At 34.1% G+C, this 23,083-nt stretch carries 12 protein-coding genes; 10 read left to right on the forward strand and 2 right to left on the reverse strand.

The features are described 5' to 3' along the window. Positions 1–134: 134 nt before the first annotated feature. On the reverse strand, positions 135–719 hold the full coding sequence (locus CW752_RS08885; RefSeq protein WP_101239372.1) for a ribonuclease HII: 585 nt from the start codon (positions 717–719) through the stop codon (positions 135–137). A 303-nt stretch (positions 720–1,022) separates the two neighbouring features. Between CW752_RS08885 and CW752_RS08890 the strand changes: the two genes are divergently transcribed. From CW752_RS08890 to argS, 10 genes are all read left to right on the forward strand, one after another. Then, entirely contained in the window at positions 1,023–4,055 is a 3,033-nt protein-coding gene (locus CW752_RS08890; protein WP_101239373.1) for a SusC/RagA family TonB-linked outer membrane protein, read from the forward strand. A 13-nt stretch (positions 4,056–4,068) separates the two neighbouring features. Then, entirely contained in the window at positions 4,069–5,655 is a 1,587-nt protein-coding gene (locus CW752_RS08895; RefSeq protein ID WP_101239374.1) for a SusD/RagB family nutrient-binding outer membrane lipoprotein, read from the forward strand. A gap of 394 nt (positions 5,656–6,049) precedes the next feature. Continuing rightward, on the forward strand, positions 6,050–9,076 hold the full coding sequence (locus CW752_RS08900) for a SusC/RagA family TonB-linked outer membrane protein (RefSeq protein ID WP_101239375.1): 3,027 nt from the start codon (positions 6,050–6,052) through the stop codon (positions 9,074–9,076). A 5-nt stretch (positions 9,077–9,081) separates the two neighbouring features. Further along, positions 9,082–10,515, forward strand: a complete 1,434-nt coding sequence (locus CW752_RS08905; RefSeq protein WP_101239376.1) for a SusD/RagB family nutrient-binding outer membrane lipoprotein — start codon at positions 9,082–9,084, stop codon at positions 10,513–10,515. Positions 10,516–10,936: 421 nt separating this feature from the next. Continuing rightward, positions 10,937–13,945 (forward strand): SusC/RagA family TonB-linked outer membrane protein, encoded by a 3,009-nt coding sequence (locus tag CW752_RS08910; protein WP_101239377.1) that lies wholly within the window; start codon positions 10,937–10,939, stop codon positions 13,943–13,945. 12 nt (positions 13,946–13,957) lie between these two features. Then, on the forward strand, positions 13,958–15,385 hold the full coding sequence (locus tag CW752_RS08915; protein ID WP_101239378.1) for a SusD/RagB family nutrient-binding outer membrane lipoprotein: 1,428 nt from the start codon (positions 13,958–13,960) through the stop codon (positions 15,383–15,385). A 360-nt stretch (positions 15,386–15,745) separates the two neighbouring features. Further along, entirely contained in the window at positions 15,746–18,787 is a 3,042-nt protein-coding gene (locus CW752_RS08920; protein ID WP_101239379.1) for a SusC/RagA family TonB-linked outer membrane protein, read from the forward strand. Between the two features lie 16 nt (positions 18,788–18,803). Continuing rightward, a complete protein-coding gene (locus tag CW752_RS08925; RefSeq protein WP_101239380.1) occupies positions 18,804–20,234 on the forward strand; it encodes a SusD/RagB family nutrient-binding outer membrane lipoprotein in 1,431 nt (476 codons plus the stop codon). A gap of 172 nt (positions 20,235–20,406) precedes the next feature. Next, complete coding sequence (locus tag CW752_RS17130; RefSeq protein WP_410493640.1) at positions 20,407–20,541, forward strand: bacteriocin-like protein; 135 nt, start codon at positions 20,407–20,409, stop codon at positions 20,539–20,541. A 242-nt stretch (positions 20,542–20,783) separates the two neighbouring features. Next, complete coding sequence (gene argS, locus CW752_RS08930; protein ID WP_101239381.1) at positions 20,784–22,544, forward strand: arginine--tRNA ligase; 1,761 nt, start codon at positions 20,784–20,786, stop codon at positions 22,542–22,544. Between the two features lie 132 nt (positions 22,545–22,676). On the opposite strand, the gene CW752_RS08935 is transcribed toward argS, so the two are convergent. Continuing rightward, a partial coding sequence (locus CW752_RS08935; protein ID WP_133121677.1) for a YihY/virulence factor BrkB family protein occupies positions 22,677–23,083 on the reverse strand: 407 nt, incomplete at its 5' end.

Raw genomic sequence — 23,083 nt, forward strand, 5'->3', positions numbered from 1 at the left:
AAATAAACCGACAACTATCTTATAATTTATTAATAATTTTATCCTATTAATCTGTAACGCTTATTTAGGACTAGTCAAGATTTTAAATTTTATTGAAGATATTGATAATCTAACAATTGATAATGCGCAACTTTTTAATCATATTTGAGTCTGAAAGACTGTCTGTGATGCTTTGTCGGACCATATTTTATAAGAGCTTCCTGATGTTTTTTTGTGGCATAACCAAAATTGGTATCCCATCCGTACTCAGGGTGTTCTTGATGAAGTTTAATCATTAAAGTATCTCTGTAGTTTTTTGCAAGAATAGATGCTGCTGCAATGGATAATACTTTAGAGTCTCCTTTAATGATGCATTGGTGCGGAATGTAATTATATGGATGAAATTTATTCCCATCAACCAAAATAAGTTCTGGCCTTATGGTTAATTTATCCAAAGCTCGATGCATAGCATGAATGCTAGCGTTCAATATATTATGTTCATCAATGAATGCCGGTGGAAGTTCTGCAATAGCATAATTTTTTACATTATCCTTGATGTAACTGTCCAGTTCCATTCTGGTTTTGAATGTTAATTTCTTGGAGTCATTAATCAGATTTTGCTCAAAATCATCATGTAAAATGACAGCTGCTGCAACAACTGGTCCGCTTAAACAGCCTCTTCCTACCTCATCACATCCTGCTTCAATGTAAATATTTGACCAATTTTTAATTAACTCCATAAATTATTTCTTCTATTTATTACAAAAATATGAAATTTATAAAAAAGTGGATTTATTATATTTTTACTTTTCCTTACGTTACGATGTGTACTCTATGTTTAGGCTATGTTTTGGTTGTTGTATCGTTGATTTTGGTGTGTTGTTCATTGTTTAAAATATTCCAGTTTTATATTGTTTATTGTCAATTTAAAGATGTTTTTTTTAGTTGTATTTTCTGTATTTTAAATATTTTAACGAAATTTTTGGTGATTTTGGGAAAGTTTCACATATTTGTATTCTATAAAAAATAATCAAAAATTAAACATGAAGAAACTAACAGCAAGTGTTCTTATTGTAGCACTTTCTTCATCTTTTTTTGTTGTTAATGCCCAAAATAGAGGGGGAGATACAATAAAAACTAAGAATATTGAAGAAATTGTAGTTACAGGAGCTCTAGGTTTAAAAAAGAAAGCTGATGCGATTACTAATGCTCAGCAAGTAGTTGGAACCAAAGAATTAAATCAAGCATCTTCACCTAATGCGGTACAGGCCTTAACAGGAAAGGTTTCTGGATTACAGATTACCCAGACTGATAATGGTGTTGGTGCTACAAGTAGAATTGTTATTAGAGGAAATAAATCTATTTCTGGAGACAACCAAGCTCTAATAGTTATTGATAATGTTATTTCTAGTGCGAGCATTTTATCGCAGATTCCACCTGACATGATTGAAAATGTGAATGTTATTAAAGGATTGCAAGGAGCAGCTCTTTATGGACAGCAAGGGGTGAATGGAGTGATTATAGTAACAACCAAAAGAGGAACGAAAAGCGAGAAGATTCAGTTTACTTTGACTAATTCGGTTGAAATGACCCAGGCTTTTATGTTCCCTAAGGTGCAAACACAATATGGAAAAGGAGTTCCTGGTGAAGCGGTTGATCCTAATGGAGATCCGGATTTTAACGGGACAAGTTATGTGCCATGGGAAAATACCTCATGGGGACCTGCGTATAATGATCCCAGGATAGGTGGAATGATGATGCCTTCAGGGCTTCCACAGGATAATAATCAATTTATTTATGAAAGATATTCTCCGATAAAAAACCATTTTGCCAAGTTCTTCAAAAATGGACTTATTTTACAGAATGGTTTAACGGTTACTTCTGGAGGATCTGATTCTTATGCTACATTATCCGTTAACAGAGTAGAAAATAATTTCGTTGTTGATAAGGATAAGCTTACACAAAACAGTTTCTTATTTAAGGCGGGGAAGAAATTTGATAATCTAAGAATTGATGGGACGGTAAATTACATTAGTAAAATTATCGATGAAACTAGTTCTGATCTATATAATGATATCATCCAAATGCCTACCATGAATGATATTCGTAAATACAAAAATTCCGGAATTGATGGATTTCTTTCTGCTTTTACCAAGAATCCGTATTATCAAATAGAACATACAAGACGGAAAACAATTAATGATTATTTGTCAGGAATTCTATCATTACAATATGATTTTAATAAACATATTAATTTAACTTATACAGGAAATGTATTTCTAAATAATGTAAGACAAGATAGTCATGATGACGGTTTTAAGGCTACAAGAGTATATGCTAATACTGGAACTGTATTAGATGGAGGAACTATTCAGGATTATTCACAAAATGCCGATTTTACTTCTTACTATATTAATCGTACAGTGAGTACAAGAAGTTATTATGGAGATATAATGTTAAACTTTAATTATGATCTTACAGATGATATTAATTTAAAGTTAAACATTGGTAATAATATTCAAGATAGTTACATCACTTCAAGAGCAATGGGAGGGTCAGGATTAATTGCTCCGGGATGGTATGATATCCGAAATGTTAAAAACCTTATTCAGCCTGGAGATCGAAATGGAGCGAATGTTTTAGATAATTTAGGATTTGAAAACACAACGACAAGACGAAGAATTGTAGCTGGATTTGCTAACTTAGATTTATCATACAAAGACTATTTATTTTTAAACTCAACACTTAGAGTTGAACAAAGTTCTGTTTTGTCTACTTATTTTAATGGTGAGCTTCATAACAAACCGTATCCATATTATTCAGTTGGTCTTTCTTTCATTCCAACAAAAGCTTTCGAGGGATTGAAAAATGGTATTGTAAATCATATTAAAATTGCACCAAGTTTTACGAAAGTAGGAAATACTTCAGGGATTTTACCTTATGATACTTCTAATGTGGGAATTGCTCCGTCAGGATATCCTTTTAACGGATTGCTTGGTTATGGGATCAATACAAACCCGACAAATAGAACCATTCAGCCAGAGTTTATGTACACGACTGATTTGAATGTTCAGTTAGGATTCTTTAATGACCGTATTACCCTTGAAGGATCAATCTACCAGTCTGATACACAGAATTTGATTACCAATGCGAGTCTTTCAAATACAACGGGAATGGCTAAGTTGAAGGATAATTTTGGAAAAACCAGAATGAGAGGTTTTGAGATTGATTTAGGGGCAACTCCATTTAAATCTCAAAATTTCACTTGGAATTTGAGAGCAGGTTTTGCAAGTTCAAGATCTAAAGTATTGGAGCTGCCTGAGGGATTAGACGAAGTAGCGATAGCGGTACCATACCAAAGTTTTGGTATTGGGGTTTTTGCAGTTAGAGGAGAAGACTTTACTGTTCTTAAAGCTACAAGCTTTGAAAGAGATGATCAGGGAAGAATTATTGTGGATAAAGCCGGAGTTCCTCTTATTGACAGTAAGTTCAAAAATATGGGTAGGATAACGCCTGATTATACTCTTACGTTTAATACAAACATCAGATATAAAAACTTTACGCTTTCAGGAACAATGGATTTCCGTAAAGGAGGTAAGTTTGCTGCGATGGGGAAAAACGTTCTTCAGTTTGCGGGGCTTACAGAAGACACAGCAGGTTTTGATAGATCGCAAGGTTATGTAGTTCCAAATTCAGTTCAATTAGTTAATGGACAATATGTTGCCAACAATACCCCTGTAAATGGTACAGCAGACTATAATGGTGTTGTAAATTATTTTACATCACAAGCTATGCAAAAACTAGGTGAAACAATGGTGTTGGATGCGACAGCGTTCAAAGTAAGAGAAATTGGATTGTCTTATGATTTACCTAAGTCTGTTCTAGCTTCAACTTTTGTTAACAGTCTTACAGTAGGGATCTTTGCTAGAAATCCATTCTTTGTATATGCAAAAGAGAACAGAAATTATGCGGATCCTGAAACTGCTTACTCAAGTGGTAATGGTGCCGGAATTGCCATTACAGGTCAATATCCATCCCAAAGATCTTTTGGTGTTAACTTAAAAGTTTCTTTCTAATAAATTAAAAAATATGAAAATTATAAAAATAGCAACAGTATTTTTATCTCTCTCAATGATATTGACTACAGTATCTTGTGATAAATATCTTGATATTAATGATGATCCTAACAATATCCCGTTAGATCAGGTGACTCCTAATGAAATGCTTCCTGTTGGAATTACATCTTGTTATTATGCGCAAGGAAGGACTTTGAATAAATTCGCTAGTGTAGTAATGAATGCTACAGCAGGTAACTCTTTGGTATATGGAGCTCCTTTTGTAGATGATTATAAACCTAATGTAACCAATATATTTTATAATGAGGTTTGGGATGGTTTATTTAGAGGAGTGGCAAACTTGGACAAAATAAATTCTTATAATGATCCTACAAATAAATTTATCCAGCATAAAGCAATGGCTAAAATTATGAAGGCTAATTATGTTCAAATTTTAACTGACCTTTATGGGGATATGCCTTATTCAGAAGCATTCCAAGGACAAAATTTGTTGACTCCTAAGTATGATAAAGGTGAAGATATCTATAAAGCCTCTATCGCTGATATTGATGCAGCTATTGCTACTTTAAAATCAGGAGTTGGTGAACAACCGGAGAATGATATTGTTTTTGGTGGTGATGCAGGTAAATGGATACAATTTGCCAATACTTTAAAACTAAGATATTTATTAAGAATGTCTAATGTTACAGGAAGTATGGCAGCATTTAGAGATCAAAAATTGGCGGAACTTAGTGGTGCCCAGTTTATTGATGTAGATGTACTTGAGAACCCTGGGTACTCTTCAGCGAATGATGCTCAACAAAATCCATTTACAAACTATTTTGTATATCTTAGTTCAGGAACTAGAGCAAATAATTTTTCTGAAAATGTGGCATCAGAAAATATACAAATTATTTTAAATGGAAATTCAGAAAATGATGCTCGTCCTGTTTATCAAAAGTTTAACAATATTGTTGACGGAAGAAGAGCAAGAATGTTTAATCTTATAGGAGGTAAAGTTCTGGGAATCAGACAAGGTAATGTGCCTGGTCAACCAGGTGTGCCTACTGGAGGAACTGCTGTGTCTAGATTTAACTACGGAATTACAGTTGGATCTAAGACTCCTGGCTCTACAAGAGAATATATTGACATGGCATCTGCAAAATCAGGTCCTATTATGACCAGAGCTGAGTCTAAATTTTTACAAGCAGAAGCTGCTTTAAGATATCCTGGTCTTTTTTCTAATGCTGCAGGAAACTTTAGCGATGCTATTACAGCTTCTTATAACTTCTTTGGGGCAACGGGTTCTGCTGCTTATATTGCTGCTATACAAAATATTCCAAGTCTTGGCTGGACAGGAACTGATGCAAATAAAATGGAGGCTATCATGACTCAAAAATGGATTGCATTAACAGGTGTTAATCCTGAGCAGTCATTCTTTGATTATACTAAAACAGGTTTCCCTGTTACGCTTTCTGCAACGATTGCAACGAATCCAAAACCAAATAGATTGATGTACCCTCTTTCGGAATATATTGCTAATGCAAAAAATATTCCTGCGATAAGTAATTCGGATGTATTCTCTAAAAATCAGTATACTCCGTTCTGGGCAAGAAACTAATTTAATTACTTTCAAATTTCAATATATTTTAAACCACCTTCGGGTGGTTTTTTTATTTAAAGACTGTTTAAGGGTGAATTGTGCTTTGGAAAATACATATGCTTAGCATTGTATTTTTTAATATAAAATCATGTTTATTTTGCATAGTGTTGTTTGTCAAGTGTTTGTATTTATTTTTTTAAGAAATTTATTCATTATTGATCATATTGATGTTTTAAAAAAATAATATCAATTAATTATTTTTGTTTTTGTTAAAAAAACTTTTTTTAACTTAATTTAATGATTTTTAGTATTTTTTAATTGATGATTATTGAATTTTAATAAATTTTTAAGAAATTATTTTGTGTTTTTAGAAAAGTTTTACAAATTTGTGAAATCACAAAACTAATTTAATATGAAGAAACTAACAACCAGTCTTCTTGTGTTGGCGTTGACTTCTTCTGTGGCTATGGCGAATGCCCAAGAAAAGAAGAATGATACTGTAAAAACAAAAGAAATTGAAGGTGTGGTAGTAACCGCACTTGGAATCAAAAGAGAGAAAAGATCTCTCGGTTATGCTACCCAAGAAGTAAAAGGGGATGCCGTCAATAAAAATCCAACAACCAACTTTTTGAATAACCTTTCCGGTAAGGTTGCCGGCTTAGAAATTAAACAGAGTACCAACTTTGGCGGATCCATCAATGTTGTAACGAGAGGGTATAAGTCTCTATTAGGAGATAATCAGGCTCTTTTTGTTGTAGACGGAATTCCTATCTTGAATAAAAATATCAATACAACGTCCCAAAATACCGGAGGTGGAGGGTATGATTATGGTAGTTCCATATCTGATATAAATCCTAATGATATAGAAACGGTTAACGTTCTTAAAGGTGCCGCCGCAACGGCTCTTTATGGATCCAGAGCGCAAAATGGGGTTATCATTATTACAACCAAAAGAGGGAAGAAAAATAAAGAAGGTATTGGTATGGAGTTTTCAACCTCTCTGACCATGTCTTTTGTGGATAAATCAACTTTTCCAAAATATCAGACGCAATATGGGCAAGGGTATAGAGGAACCAGTTTTGCCGGAACTTTAGGTGGAAGTCCAGTTGTAGATTTTGGAAATGATGCATCGTACGGGTCTCCTTATGATGGATCGCCGGTATGGCAATACGGAGCATTCACCCCAGGTTCGCCTACGGAAGGTAAAAGAACGCCTTGGCAAATAGCTAAAAATGGGCCTGTCAAATTTTTTGATGTGGGAGCGACGAATGTAAACAGTTTGGCTTTTAGCGGCGGTGACGATAGAGCTACATATCGTTTGAGCTATACGAATACAAATGCTTCTGATATTATGCCGAATAGTTCTTTGATCAAAAATAACTTTAGTGGTAATGCATCTTATAAATTAACAGATAAATTAACGGCGAACTTTTATGCCAACTATGTTACCCAGAAAACAAAAGGAAGAAATACTACAGGTTATAATGATAATATCATGACTAACTTTAGACAGTGGTGGGCAACAAACGTAGATATTAAAGATCTAGATTATCTGTACAGGACTTATAAAAAGAATTATACCTGGAATATTAATGGGTCGGATGATTTGTCACCGGCATTTTGGGATAATCCATACTTCCAGCGATATGAAAACTACCAGAATGATTCCAGAGATAGATTTGCAGGAAACTTCAGCTTGAATTATGATATAAGTAAAGAATTTAACTTATTATTCAGAATGGGAACTGATGGGTATACTATGATAACTGAAGAAAGAAAGGCTGTTGGGTCATATGTTGGAAATTCATTTGGGTTGAATATTGTTCCTCAGCCATCAGGATATGCCTTAAGTAATTATAAATTTAATGAAACCAATTATGACCTTATTGCAACTTATAAAAAGGATATAACTGATGATTTGAATATTAGTGCATTAGTGGGAGGGAATATCAATGTTCAAAAAGCATTTTCTAATCAACAATCTACATCCGGAGGATTGTATACTCCGGGAATCTATACAATTGCTAATTCAAAATCGAACCCTGCTAGACCATTAATTTCTGATATTTCAAAATATGTTTATGGTGCTTTTGCTCAGCTTTCATTAGGGTATAAAAATACCTACTATTTAGAAGGTACATTTAGACGGGATCAGTCTACGGCACTTCCAAGTAACCATGCGGTATATTGGTATCCTTCTTTATCAGCGAGTGTTGTCTTTTCTAATTTGATAAAAGCAAGTTGGTTGAATTTTGGAAAAGTTCGTGCTGCGTATGCAGAGGTAGGGTCTGATACTGCTGCTGATCAACTATTGAATCGATATTTTGCACAGCCATCTTATGGAGATATTCCTGTATATGCATATAATGCAGTGCTTAGAAATTTTGATCTTAAATCTCAAGGACTTAAAAATCTAGAAGTTGGTATTGAAGCGAAAATGTTTAATAACCGTTTAGGTTTCGATGTATCTTGGTTCCAAAATAAAGCTTATGATCAAATTCTTGCTTTGCCTGTCTCTTATGCAACAGGTTCTAGTGCTAAAACTCAAAATGCCGGTGAGTTAACTACAAAAGGATTTGAAATAGCAGTGAATGTAACGCCTATTAAAACAAGCAATTTTTCCTGGGATCTTAATTTGAACTGGTCTAACCCTTGGACTAAAGTAACCGCACTTAGTCCAGGTATTGAGAATATATCAATCGGTAGGCTACAAGGAGGAGCGAGTGTGAATGCGCCTTTAAATGGAGATTACGGTACTCTCTGGACTTCTGATTTTGTTTATGATTCCAATGGACAAAAAATTGTAGGGCCAAACGGAGCTTACCTGGTAACAGATAAAGCGATCTATGGTCAAGGAAGTTTCCAGGCCAGATGGAGTGCAGGTTTGAGTAATATGATTACCTATAAAAACTTATCATTGAGCTTTTTAATTGATTGGAGACAAGGTGGAAAAATATTCTCGTTAGACCAGGCGTACGGTTATGGAACAGGTATTTATCCGGAATCTGTAGGATTGAATGATCTTGGAAATCCAATAAGAAATACATTGGCTAATGGGGGAGGAATCATCCAACCGGGAGTAATGGCAGATCCTAATAATCCTGGACATTATATTCCAAATACTATTAGATTAGACAGGTCTCAATCGAGCCAGGTTTTACAAACGGACCTTCCGCAATCTGCATATATTTATGATGCGAGTTTTGTAAAACTTAGAGAAGTAGCGATAACGTATAAGTTTGATAAAAATATTTTTAATTCCAAATTTATACAAGGAATGTCTGTGAGTTTAATAGGAAATAACCTCTGGATTATACACAAGAATTTACCTTATTCAGATCCTGAAGCAGGTTTGTCGGCAGGTAATATTCAAGGGTATCAATCAGGCCCACTTCCAAGTACAAGGAATATCTCGTTAAATGTGAAAATTAATTTTTAAAAGACATGAAAAAATATATATTAACATCCTTAGTCACGATGCTGTTTATTGGATGTCAAACAGCTGATGATGTAAATACGGATCAACATGCTACATATAATACAACGCCGGAAGCCTTAATAACATATGCACAGAAAGAATTAAGTGACTATATGACTACTCCGAGTGTTAACGAAAATAACTTTCGATTAACCATGCAATATTGGCAAGAGACTATCTATGTAAATGAAAGTAATTATGATTTTACCAATAGAAATGTTTCTAATAATGTTTGGATTGATAATTATGTGAATGTATTAAAGAATTTAGACCAGGCAAAAAGAGCTATTAATGCTTATGTGCCTAGTTTTCAAGAACAAGCGACATGGCCGGGGGTGAAACAGAATCAATTAGCAGTAATTGATATTATGCAGGTATACACATTTCAGGTTTTGGTAGATACTTATGGTGATATTCCATATACGCAAGCTTTAGATATAGATGCCTATCCTTTGCCTAAATATGATAAAGCTGCTGATATTTACACTTCTTTGATTTCAAGATTGAAAACAGATATCAGTAATTTATCTGAAGATTCAGATGCTTTTGGAGATGGTGATATTTTTTATAAAGGGAATGTAGGAAAATGGGAAACGTTTGGTAATTCACTTTTGCTTAAATTGGGAATAGCTTTAGCGGATGTTAATCCGGGCTTGGCTCAATCTACAATAAATCAGGCGATATCAGGAGGAGTGATGTCTTCATCAGCAGATGATTGTAAATTTAAATACCTGGCTTCATCACCAAATGAAAATCCGGTTTACCAGGAGGTTACTACTAGAAATGATTTTATTGCAGGAAAAACGTTGGTGGATTACATGAAGAATACGAACGATGCAAGAATAAGTGTGTATTATAGAGGGCCAATTAATGGTCAATATATTGGGCAGACTATTGGAGCGCCGGGAGCTTTTGCTAGTTTTTCAAAACCTGGTACCTTCACCAGGGATGCTGTTACTCCTGGAATTCTTTTGAGTTATACTGAAGTTGCTTTTTATTTAGCTGAAATTGCGGCAAGATGGGGAATTGGTGGAAGTCCTGCAACATTATATAATACAGCAGTTACTTCTTCTTTTACTGATTGGGGAAAAGCTTCAGATGCTGCTGCTTATTTAGTGGCTCATCCATATGATTCTTCCAACTGGAAGAAGTCAATTGGAGAGCAGGCTTGGGTAGCGATGTATAATCAAGCTGTAACTTCTTGGAATTTTTATAGAAGGTTAGATTATCCGCAACTAATTGCTCCTACTACAGCGATTCCAAATGCTGGAGGTAAGGTTCCGGTGAGGCTCCAGTATCCTCCTGCAGAAGCTACAACAAACGGTTCTAATAGTGCGGCGGCAGGTGCATCTATTGGTGGGGATAAATTAACAACCAAAATATTCTGGGATGTTAACTAATATTTAATTTTTATATAATATTCATACAAACCGCCTTCGGGCGGTTTTTTATTTTTAAGACCTTTTTAGGAGGAAAGTGTTGTTTAAAAAATTAATATGCATTGCATTGTATTTTTATATGAATAGTTTAGTTGTTTCGTTGATTTTTGATTCAATTTATTGATTTTTAGGTTATTATTATGGTTGTTGTTTAAACTTTATATAGATAATATCAATTTTTTTGATCGTTATTGTTTCTGGAAAAAAAATAATATTTATTTGTGTGATTTTTGTTAAAAAATATTTTTTTAACTTAATTTATTATTTTTTTCTTGAGTTTTTTTCTTGATTTTTAAACAAATGATAATTTTTTTAAATTTTCCTTTGTCTTATTAATAAAGTTTTACAAATTTGTACGGTACAAAATTAATTTAGATTAGATATGAAGAAACTAACAACAGGTCTTCTTGTTTTGGTATTGTCTTCCTCTTTTGCTATTGCTAATGCTCAGGTAAAAAAGGATACAGTCAAGACAAAAGAAATCGAAGGGGTAGTAGTAACTGCGCTTGGGATCAAGAGAGAGAAAAAATCTTTGGGATATGCTTCCCAGGAAATTAAGGCGGGTGCGCTTTCAGACGGAACGACAAATACCGGAAATATTGCAGCGCAATTATCTGGTAAGGTAGCAGGGCTTAGTGTTACTACAAATAATAATTTTGGTGGTTCTTCCAATCTACTTATCAGAGGGATGAAAACATTAGGAGGAGGTAACCCGTTAATTGTTATTGATGGATCACCTGTTAATAATGCTAATACACAGGAAAAAAATATTGACTACGGTAACGCACTTTCTGATATTAACCAGGAAGATATTGAATCTATCAACGTATTAAAAGGGGCGGCAGCTTCTGCTTTGTATGGTGAAAGAGGATTAAATGGGGTTATTGTTATTACCACTAAAAATGGGAAAGGAAAAGATGATGGATCGTGGGGTGTTACATTCTCATCTGCTATACAGGTAGGATTTATTGATAAATCTACTTTCCCGGAATATCAAACAAGATATGGAGCAGGTTATTCTCAAAAATTTGGAACACAGGCAGCTAATGGCTTAAACAATGCTAACTTTAATGCTGATGCCTCTTGGGGACCAAAATTTGATCCAAACTTGTTAGTTTATCAATGGGATTCATACGATCCATCATCTCCTAATTATGGAAAAGCAACTCCTTGGGTGGCTGCTAAAAATGGACCGATCAAGTTTTTCAACAACCCGGCGTCATACATTAATAGTGTAACATTAGAAAAAGGACAAAAAGGGAAAAATATTAGTTTTACTTATGACAATATGATGTCTGATGGGTTAATACCTAACTCTCATCTTAATAAAAATAATTTCTCCTTAAAGGTTAATTATGATTTGACACCTAAACTACACTCTACTTTTTATTCTACAATGACCTTGCAGGATACAAAAGGTAGAAGTATTACGGGATATTCTAATAACCCGATGACTGGTTTCAGACAATGGTGGCAAACCAATGTAGACCTTAAAGATCTTGAGCAAGCATATCTTGCAAATATTAATCCTAGTGTTGCCAGTGCAGCAAATAACTATGGTAACGTTACATGGAACAGAAAATCTGCTGCTAATGGGGCTGCTGCTTATTGGAACAACCCATATTTCCAGGCATATCAAAACTATACTTCAGATAAAAGATTCAGAAACTTTACTTATGCACAGGTAACGTATGATTTACTTGATAATATCTCAGTTACAGGAAAAGTTTCTTATGACAGATCGAATCTAATGGCTGAAAACAGATTGGCTGTTGGATCTCTGCCACAGGCTTTTGGACAGTCAAATAATACTATTGGTTCCGGTTATGCAAGACGTGATATCCTAAGAACTGAAACCAACTATGACTTAATGGTGAATTATAAATTCGATATTACGGATAATATTAATATTTCCGGGGTTGTAGGAGGAAACATCAGAAGAAATTATTTTAATTCAACATATGCTTCAACAGAAGGAGGATTAATCGTGCCTGGTATTTATGCGCTATCAAACTCTAGAAAATCTCCTCTGGCAACTGATGAAACTGAATGGACTACTCAAACCAATTCAGGGTATGTAACAGCTTCATTAGACTTTTATAAAAAGTTCTATTTAGATGCAACATGGAGGGTGGATCAAAGCTCAACACTATATATAGGTAATAATGTTTATAATTATCCATCTGTAACAGGAGCGGTAATTATGTCTGAAATTTTGAATACCAAAAGTTGGATGAATTTCTGGAAAATAAGAGCAAACTATGCAGAGGTTGGGGGAACAGCAGATCCTTATCAGTTGATGAATAACTATAGAGCAGCAGGGATTTTAAATGGAGTGGGAATATATAATTCCATTTTAACTGAACCTTTCTTGAATCTACAGCCACAAAGAGCAAAGGAATTTGAAGTAGGTACTGAGGTTCATTTCTTGAGAGATAGAATAACACTTGATTTTGCTTATTACAAAACAAAAACTATTAATCAGATTTTTTCAACTGCTTCACCACTTCCTACATCAGCTGCTATAGGCTATACGGGTAAAGTGTTTAATGCGGGTAGAATTGATAATAGCGGTGTTGAAGTGCAATTAGGTTTAGTACCAATAAAATCAAAAGATTTTACTTGGAATGTTGATGTTAACTGGTCGAAGAACAAAAACCAGGTGGTAAGCCTATATCCGGGAATTACAAACCTTTTGGTTAATAGTTTCCAGGGAGGAGTTTCTTTAAATGCTAGAGAAGGTGAAGCTTGGGGAACATTAATTGGTTCTGATTATACTTATGTAAACGGGCAAAAAGTGATTGATCCGAATACTGGAAAATATTTACAAAATCCTAACCAGGTGATTGGTAATACTACTCCGGACTGGATTGGTGGTATTAGAAACAGTTTCAGTTATAAAGGATTCTCTTTAAGTTTCTTAATTGATATGCGTAAGGGAGGAGATGTATTCTCAACCGATATGTATTACGGATTATCTTCAGGTCTTTATAAAGAAACTGCTATTGGAGATTATAGGGATAAACCTATTGTTTTGGCTGGTGTTCTTCCTGATGGGACTCCAAATAATATCCAATTATCACCTTTTGATAACAATGGTGCTATGGGATATAAAACACAGCCTTCCAGAGAATTTGTTTATGATGGTTCTTTCATTAAGCTAAGAGAGGCAAGTATTGGATATATGCTTCCTAAATCGTTATTAGCAGGAACGAAAATTTATGATGCAAAAATTTCAATCGTAGGAAGAAACTTATGGATTATCCATAAAAATTTACCATATGCAGATCCGGAAGCCATGGTTGGTGGAGGACTTAATTCCTATGGATGGTCAATTGGTGCGATGCCAACGACAAGAGATCTGGGTATTAATGTAACATTTAAATTCTAAATTACTTTAAAAATGAAAAATATTATAAAAATAAGTTTGGTGGCTGCATGCGTTGGGTTGGGTTTAACTTCATGTCAAAGTGATTTAACTTCTCTTAATGATGATCCTAAACATCCATCAATTCTGCCATCTGAAAATTTATTAGCTACGGCTGTATATCAGTCGTCTTATTATATGGATAATCCTAGTGTGAATTTTAATAATTACAGATTCTTCACACAGCAATGGGCGGAAACTCAGTATCCGGATGAGAGTCAATATAATTTAGTGACTCGTAATCAGCCTCGTAATCATTTTAACAGAATGTATGTTTACAGTATTAATAATCTGAAACAGGCAAAAATGAATCTGAAAAATGAAGTAGAGACAGATGAAAATGTACGAATCAATAAATTGGCGACCTTAGAAATTGAAGAAATTTTTATTTGGGAGAATCTAGTGGATACTTATGGTGATATTCCATATTCCGATGCGTTTAAACCTGATGAAAATCTAACACCCAAATATGATGATGCTAAAACTATTTATCTTGATTTGATTAAAAGAATCAATGATGTTACTGCAACAATAAAGCCTTCTGTTAATGGGTATAGTACTGATTTGATTTACGGAGGGAACATGAACAAGTGGGCCAAATTTGCGAACTCTATCAAGTTAAGATTAGGTATGAATTTAGCAGACGTGGATCCTGCATTGGCACAATCTACAGTTGAAACTGCCATTACAAGTGGTGTAATTTCTTCTGATGATGAAGCTTATAAACTTAAATATGATGGAAATACATTTTCAAACCCTGTATTTGATAATTTAGTAGCTTCCAATAGAAATGATTTTATACCGAGTGAGTTGGCTATTAATACCATGAACGCTGTTTCGGATCCAAGAATGAGTGTTTGGTTTACAAAAGTAGGAGGAGTATATAAAGGAGGTGTTTTCGGAGAACTAAATGATCCATATACAAACTTCTCTCAATTAACTTCTTACTTTAGAGGGGCAACAACAGCATCAAATTTATTAAGCTATGCGGAAGTAGCATTCTTAAAAGCTGAAGCTGCTGCAAGAGGATACTCTGCAGGAGGTACTGCTGCGGACCTTTATACTGCTGCGGTTACAGAATCTATGAGAGAAAATGGAGTGAGTGCTGCCAACACAACAACGTATTTAGCTGCTAATCCTTTTAATGCATCTAATTGGAAACAATCTATAGGTGTTCAGGCATGGATTGCAATGTTCAACAAAGGATTTGCAAGCTGGAATTTTACAAGACGTTTGGACTATCCAATTCTTGTAAACCCTCCAAAATCTAACTTGTCTTCTGTACCATACAGAATGCCTTATTCTGATCAGGAATATGTTTTGAATGGAGCTAATGTTAAAGCTGCCGGTGCTAAAATCGGAGGTGATAAAGCTACTACAAAACTTTTCTGGGATAAATTTTAATACATATTTTAATAACATTCATATATACCGCCTTCGGGCGGTTTTTTTATGCCGTAATTTTATTTTTTTGAATAAAATTTACTTGTCGGTTTATTGGAGTCCGGGTTAATTTTTTTTATTTGTGTTTGGTTGTTCATGGCGTTTTTAGGTGAATATGTACTTGGATTTACTAAAAAAACTATTCTTTTTGATTCTTAAAACTTTGTATTTATTCTTATTTTTTTAATTTTTAATTTATTTTTTTAACTATTCTTTATTGTTTATTCCTTTTTATTGATGATTTTGTATTTTTTTTCTTTTTTCTCTTTGACATATTAAGAAAGTTTAACAAATTTGTGCGGATACAAAAATTATTTTGATATGAAGAAACTAAAAACAAGCCTCCTTGTTTTGGTGTTGACTTCTTCCATAGCGGTCACAAATGCGCAACAGAAGAAAGATACCATGAAAACAAAAGAGATCGAGGGAGTTGTTGTGACTGCACTCGGAATTAAAAGAGAGAAAAAATCTTTGGGATATGCTTCCCAGGAAGTAAAATCAAGTGAACTTTTCGGAGGAACTACTAATACAGGAAACATTGCCTCTCAGTTGTCAGGGAAAGTTGCAGGCTTAAATGTAACAAGTACCTCTAACTTTGGAGGTTCTTCTAATTTGGTTATTCGAGGTATTAAATCCTTAGGAGGGAGTAACCCTTTAGTTGTAATTGATGGTTCCCCTGTTAACAATTCTACTACTTCTTTTGGGAATGAGAATGGAGGATTTGATTTAGGGAATGCTTTATCAGATATCAATCAAGAAGATATTGAATCTGTAAATGTGTTAAAAGGAGCTGCAGCTTCTGCTTTATACGGAGAAAGAGGACTTAATGGAGTAATTGTTATTACTACGAAAAATGGAAAAGGAAAACAAGATGATTCTTGGGGAGTGACCCTATCTTCTTCAGTTCAAGCTGGGTTTATCGATAAATCTACTTTTGCAAAATATCAAGATAGATATGGAGCAGGTTATGATCCATCATTCTATTATGGAACTGGACCTGGTGGTAAAAAAAATGCTAATTTTGGAGAAGATGCGTCTTGGGGACCAGAGTTTAATCCTAATTTATTGGTTTATCAGTGGGACTCTTTTGATCCAACATCCCCAAATTACAAGAAAGCAACCCCTTGGGTAGCTGCTAAAAATGGCCCACTTAAGTTTTTTGAAACACCAATGTCGTTTATTAATTCCATTTCCTTGTCTAAAGGAAGCAAAGGATTTAATTTTAATTTGACCTATGATAATAATCTTTCTAATGGTTTGTTGCCCAATTCGGATTTAAGGAAAAATACTATTTCCACAAAAATTAATTATGACCTGAATTCTAAACTTCACGCTACAGTTTATTCAACTTTGACAATTCAAGGAACAACGGGGAGAACGGAGACTGGTTATAATGATAATATAGTTACGGGATTTAGACAATGGTGGCAAACTAATGTTGATTTAGTAGCCTTGAAAAATGCATACATAAATAATGTGGGAAATCCCACGGTGGATAATAATTATGGAAATGTAACGTGGAATAGAATAAGTGCATCAAACGGAAGGCCTGCTTTTTGGAATAATCCATATTTTCAGAGATATCAAAATTATTCAACCGATGATAGAACGAGAACTTTTTCATATGTTCAATTAACTTATGATGTAGATGATCATATAAATATTACGGGTAAATTAAGTTATGATAATACTAATCTGGTTTTTGAAAGAAGATTAGCTGAAGGTTCTTATCCACAAAGGTTTGGAGTTTCAGGAAAAGCAATTGGTTCCGGTTATCACAGATATGATTTGAAAAGGAGTGAGATAAACTATGATTTATTTGCAAATTATAAATATGATCTTACATCTTGGTTAAATATTAGCGGTATTGTAGGAGGAAATGTAAGAAGAAACCGCCAAAGTTCTATTGAAGCATCTACGGAAGGAGGTTTAATTAAACGAGGATATTACTCATTGGATAATTCAAAAGCTCCATTATTAAATCCTGTAGAATTCGAAGCTACTGTACAAACGAATAGCTTATATGCTACAGCTTCGTTTGATTTTAATAAAGTATTTTATTTAGATGGAACAATAAGAAGAGATGTGACTTCAACTTTACCCAATGGAAATAATAAGTATACTTATGGTTCAATTTCAGGTTCCGTAATTCTTTCAGAGCTTTTAAAAACTCAAAAATCAGTAATGAATTTCTGGAAGGTAAGAGGTAATTATGCTGAAGTTGGAGGAACAGCAGATTCATATCAATTGAAATATTCATATTATACAGCCGGGTATTTTAATACAGGAAATGGAAATATAAATATTTACAGACCACAGACAATTTTAAAAAATGAAAATCTAAAACCTCAACGTTCCAGAGAGTTTGAATTTGGAACTGAAGTTCATTTTTTAAGGGATAGAATTATTTTTGATGGTGCTTATTATGATACAAAAACATTTGATCAGCTTATTACGCCTGATATCTCTGCGGGGTCAGGAAAGCTTGCTGCAGCGATTAATGCTGGCCAGATTAACAACAAAGGTGTCGAGCTGCATCTAGGTGTAAATCCTATAAGGACGACAGATTTTTCTTGGGATATAGATGTAAACTGGGCAAGAAATAGAAATAAAGTAGTCTCATTGGAAGAAGGATTACAAGTTTATCAATTAGTAGGCTTAGTAGGTGGAGCCTCTATTGTAGCTTCAGTTGGGAATCAGTGGGGAGATATTTATGGAAAGGATTATGTTTATCTGAATGGAGAAAAAGTTGTTGACCCTACAACAGGATACTATTTAACAGAAAAGAATAAGGTCATTGGGAATGTACAAGCTAAATGGACTGGCGGGATAAGAAACTCTTTTAGATATAAGAATCTTTCATTGAGCTTCCTCATTGATGTTCGTAAGGGAGGTGATGTATTTTCATCGGATATGTATTATGGACTTGGAAGTGGATTATTTCCAGAAACAGCTGTTGATGGCTATAGAACAAATATACCAATATTAGAAGGTGTTAATCCAAACGGTCAGAGAAATACAACTCCTGTCAATGCTGCTGCAATAAACCCTTTAGAATATGGTAATAATCCATATGATGGTTACGCAATAGTACCAGATAAAAGATTTGTGTATGATGGATCTTTTGTAAAATTAAGAGAAGCCAGTATCACCTATTCTTTTCCAAAAAGCGTATTAGCTAATACTTTTATGAATGAAGCCAAAGTATCCATCATAGGAAGAAACCTGTGGATTATTCACAAAAATCTTCCTTATGCTGATCCGGAGTCTTCACAAATGGGAGGACTGTACTCATATGGTTCTTCAGTGGGGGCTTTACCAACCACAAGGGAATTGGGAGTAAACTTTACATTTAAATTCTAAAATCAAATTATTTAAAATGAAAAATTTCAAAAAAATATTATATACAGGGGGTATTTTTGCTTCATTATGGGTGTTGAACTCATGTCAAAGCGATATTACTTCTCTAAATGAAGACCCTAAGCATCCATCAAGCGTACCATCTGGGAATTTATTAGCAACAAGTATGTTTCAAGGTTTTTATTATATGTATACAGGGAGTGTGAATTATAATAATTATCGTTTTTTTACGCAGCAGTGGACAGAAACGACTTATACTCAGGAAACTAATTATAATTTAACGACTCGGGATCAGCCGGCAAATCATTTTGAAAGAATGTATGTTTATGTTTTAGCTCCACTTGAGCAGGCAAAGAAAGACCTTCCGTCGGAAATTAATGCTGATCCTGAAATTATTGAAAATAAATTAATGACCTTAGAAATTGCATCCATTTTCGTTTGGGAAAATATTGTGGATACCTTTGGTAATGTTCCTTATAAAGAGGCCTTAAAAGCTGAAAATATAAAATCACCAAAGTATGATGATGCTAAAACAATTTATATAGATCTTATTTCCAGATTAGACGCTGCAATATCAAAAATTCATGTGGCTAAAACGGGCTATTCTGAAGATCTTGTTTATAAAGGGGATATGAATAAATGGCTCAAACTTGCAAATTCAATAAAATTAAGATTAGCAATTAATCTTGCTGATGTTGATCCTGTTAAATCTAAGGCAGTTGCAGAAAGTGCCATAAATGGAGGGGTAATCAATTCAAATGCTGATTCTTATTCTTTAAAATTTGATGGAAATACCTTCACCAATCCTTTATTTGATGATTTAGTAGCATCTGGCAGAAGTGATTTTTTACCATCCAATGTTATTGTAAATCCAATGAATGCCAAATCAGATCCTAGGAGAGCTGTGTATTTTACATTAAAAGATGGTATGTATGAAGGAGGCGTTTATGGAACTCTAAATACTTTTGCTGATTTTTCTCACATAAATCCCGCTTCTTTAGGAGGAAATGCACCTGCTAATTTATTAAGTTACACTGAAGTACTGTTTTTAAAGGCAGAGGCTGCCGCGAGAGGATATAATATCGGAGAAACAGCTGAAAGTTTATATGCTGCTGCTGTGACAGCTTCAATGGTTGAAAATGGAGTGTCAGCTACAAATATTGCTACATATATTGCTGCTAATCCATATAATGCTTCAAACTGGAAACAGTCCATAGGCTATGAAGGATGGGTGGCAATGTGGAATAATCCATTCGCAGCATGGAACTTTGTAAGAAGATTAGATAATCCGGTACTTAAGGCTCCACCATCATCATATATTGGAGGGGTTCCTTATAGAATGCCTTATTCTAGCAAAGAGTATGTGGTGAATAATGCTAATGTTACATCAGCTGCAAATGCAATCGGAGGAGATAAAGCAACCACAAAACTTTTTTGGGATAAAAACTAACACATATGTTTAACAACATTCATATATACCGCCTTCGGGCGGTTTTTTGTTTATGTTGACTTTTATTTTAGAATATTAAAGAAATAGGAGTTAAATTTTGTGTTAAAATCCTATACTATTTTATGAATTATCATTATATTGGATATACTAACCATATAAAAAAAACTTTATTATGAAAAATTTAAAAAAAATGTCAAAACAAGATCTGAAAAAGATTAACGGAGGTAATGCGCCAGAATGGTGTGTAGTACCAGGTGGATGCTGGGATCCTATTAAAAAAAGATGTTATCCGGTAGAATGCCCTTAATACAATTCAAAAAAGTTTTTATTCTACTGAACTCAGAATACTTGACAATAGCAAAAACTTGGAGAATGTACCAGGAAATGATGAAGCAATTCTGGTATATAGAAAAGAATAAAATATTTATTTTAGAAAGAAACCGCCTTCGGGCGGTTTTTTTATTTCCGTATATTTGTACTTCAAAATTCTGAGATAAGATATTATGAAAAAATATTCTATCTCTGGCCATTAAAATTGAATGTAAGAACATGAATATTAAAGATATTATAGAAGAGAAACTTTCGGAGGTTATTTTAAATGTATTTCAATTAAAAGACATCAAGCTGGAAGTTCAGGAAAATAAAACGGAATTTGAAGGTGACTTTACTATTGTTACTTTTCCGTTGGTAAAACAATTGAAGAAAAATCCTGAAAATATAGGGATTGAATTAGGTGAGGCTTTAACAGAACAAACGGAAATATTCGAAAGCTTTAATGTGGTGAAAGGTTTTCTTAATGTTAAAGTAAAGAACGAATTGTTTGTTGATAATTTTAGATCGGTTAGCAATGGTTTTTCAACAATAGAAAAGAAGAATGCTACGGTAATGGTAGAGTACTCTTCACCTAATACCAACAAACCGTTACACTTGGGGCATATCAGAAATAATTTATTAGGATTTTCTGTAGCGCAAATTTTAAAAGAAGCGGGATATGATGTGATCAAAACTCAAATCATTAATGATAGAGGAATTCATATCTGTAAGTCCATGTTGGCTTGGGAAAAATTCGGAAATGGAGAAACTCCTGAAACAACCCATACTAAAGGTGATAAATTTGTAGGAAACTATTATGTAGAATTTGATAAAAACTACAAAAAAGAAATTGCAAAACTTGTAGAACAAGGTATAGGAGAAGAGCAGGCTAAAAAAGATGCACCTGTAATGAAAGAAGCTCAGAAGATGCTTGTAGACTGGGAAAGTGGAGATGATAAAATAAGAACACTTTGGGCGGAAATGAATTCGTGGGTATACAAAGGATTTAATGAAACATATAAGAGATTAGGAGTAGACTTTGATCAGGTTCAATATGAGAGTAATACTTACATTTTAGGAAAGGACCTTATTCAGGCTGGTTTGGATAAAGGGGTTTTATATCAAAAAGAAGATGGTTCTGTATGGTGTGATTTGACGGATGAAGGTCTTGATCAGAAATTATTATTACGTTCAGATGGTACTTCAGTATATATGACTCAGGATTTGGGAACGGCTGTTGAACGTTTCAAACAAAATGATATTCAAAAGCTGATTTATACTGTAGGAAATGAACAGGATTATCACTTCCAGGTTTTATTTAAAATCTTAAAGAAATTAGGTTACGAATGGGCGGATCAGCTGTATCACCTTTCTTACGGAATGGTAGAACTTCCTGAAGGTAAAATGAAATCTCGTGAAGGAACTGTTGTGGATGCAGATGATTTGATGGAAGAGATGTATGCAACGGCAAAATCTAAAGCACAGGAACTTGGTAAACTGGAAACGTTATCTGACGAAGATAAAGAAGTGTCTTACGAAACGGTAGGTCTGGGTGCGTTGAAATACTTCATGCTGAAAGTTGATCCTAAGAAAAAAATGCTTTTCAATCCGGCAGAAAGTATTGATTTCAATGGAAATACGGGACCATTTATCCAATATACCTATGCTCGTATCCAATCGTTATTGTCTAAAGCAGATTATGCACAGAAAGAAACTACTGATGTTGTTTTAAATCAATTCGAGAAAGAATTGATTATGCAATTAGCTAACTTTAAGACAGTAGTGGCCAAGTCAGCGGAAACATTAAGTCCTGCTTTAGTAGCCAATTATGTTTATGATCTTGTAAAATCGTACAATTCTTTCTATCAGAATAATCCGATCCTGAATCAGGATGATGAAAATATGAAGCAATTCCGTTTGAATCTATCAGATCTCACAGCCAAGACGATTAAAAAGTCTTTGGGACTACTGGGAATCGGAACGGTAAACAGAATGTAAAAAATAGAAAACTCCTGAGAATTCAGGAGTTTTCTATTCATAAAAGGGTGGTTTGTCATTCTGAATGAAGCGTAGCGTAATGAAGAATCCTGATTTCTTAAGATGACTTTTATTGTAATATAGACTCATCATCTATGATTCCTCATTTTTAGCTTGCATCTGCTTCAAGCCATCCGCATACAATTTGGCGGCGCTCCATCTTGCATGTTTGGAAAGAACAACAGGATATCCTCTTTTGTAAGTATAAACTTTGGTAAATTTGGCTCCGAAAAATATCAGCATACAGGAATAATTAATCCACATCATGATTAATATGACGGTTCCAGCCGCTCCAAAAGTAGAAGTCGGTTTTAATTGGCTGAAATAAAGACTTAATAAAAATTTACCCAAAGTAAATAAAAGGGTTGTTAGGAAAGCCCCTCTCCATACAGACTTCCAGGTAATCAATACATCAGGAAGTACTTTAAACATTAAGGCAAACAAAAGCATGACAAGCCCAAATCCTGCTGCAAAATTGACAACTTCCACGAGCATATAGG

This window comes from Chryseobacterium sp. PMSZPI, from assembly GCF_002835665.1.
Classification (GTDB): domain Bacteria; phylum Bacteroidota; class Bacteroidia; order Flavobacteriales; family Weeksellaceae; genus Chryseobacterium.

Excerpts from the sequence above, each read along its gene's own strand:
- CW752_RS08920 (WP_101239379.1), top strand. The coding sequence starts at position 15,746 with ATGAAGAAACTAAAAACAAGCCTCCTTGTTTTGGTGTTGACTTCTTCC.
- CW752_RS08885 (WP_101239372.1), bottom strand. The coding sequence starts at position 719 with ATGGAGTTAATTAAAAATTGGTCAAATATTTACATTGAAGCAGGATGT.
- CW752_RS08915 (WP_101239378.1), top strand. The coding sequence starts at position 13,958 with ATGAAAAATATTATAAAAATAAGTTTGGTGGCTGCATGCGTTGGGTTG.
- CW752_RS17130 (WP_410493640.1), top strand. The coding sequence starts at position 20,407 with ATGAAAAATTTAAAAAAAATGTCAAAACAAGATCTGAAAAAGATTAAC.
- CW752_RS08910 (WP_101239377.1), top strand. The coding sequence starts at position 10,937 with ATGAAGAAACTAACAACAGGTCTTCTTGTTTTGGTATTGTCTTCCTCT.
- CW752_RS08905 (WP_101239376.1), top strand. The coding sequence starts at position 9,082 with ATGAAAAAATATATATTAACATCCTTAGTCACGATGCTGTTTATTGGA.
- CW752_RS08900 (WP_101239375.1), top strand. The coding sequence starts at position 6,050 with ATGAAGAAACTAACAACCAGTCTTCTTGTGTTGGCGTTGACTTCTTCT.
- CW752_RS08890 (WP_101239373.1), top strand. The coding sequence starts at position 1,023 with ATGAAGAAACTAACAGCAAGTGTTCTTATTGTAGCACTTTCTTCATCT.
- CW752_RS08895 (WP_101239374.1), top strand. The coding sequence starts at position 4,069 with ATGAAAATTATAAAAATAGCAACAGTATTTTTATCTCTCTCAATGATA.
- argS (WP_101239381.1), top strand. The coding sequence starts at position 20,784 with ATGAATATTAAAGATATTATAGAAGAGAAACTTTCGGAGGTTATTTTA.
- CW752_RS08925 (WP_101239380.1), top strand. The coding sequence starts at position 18,804 with ATGAAAAATTTCAAAAAAATATTATATACAGGGGGTATTTTTGCTTCA.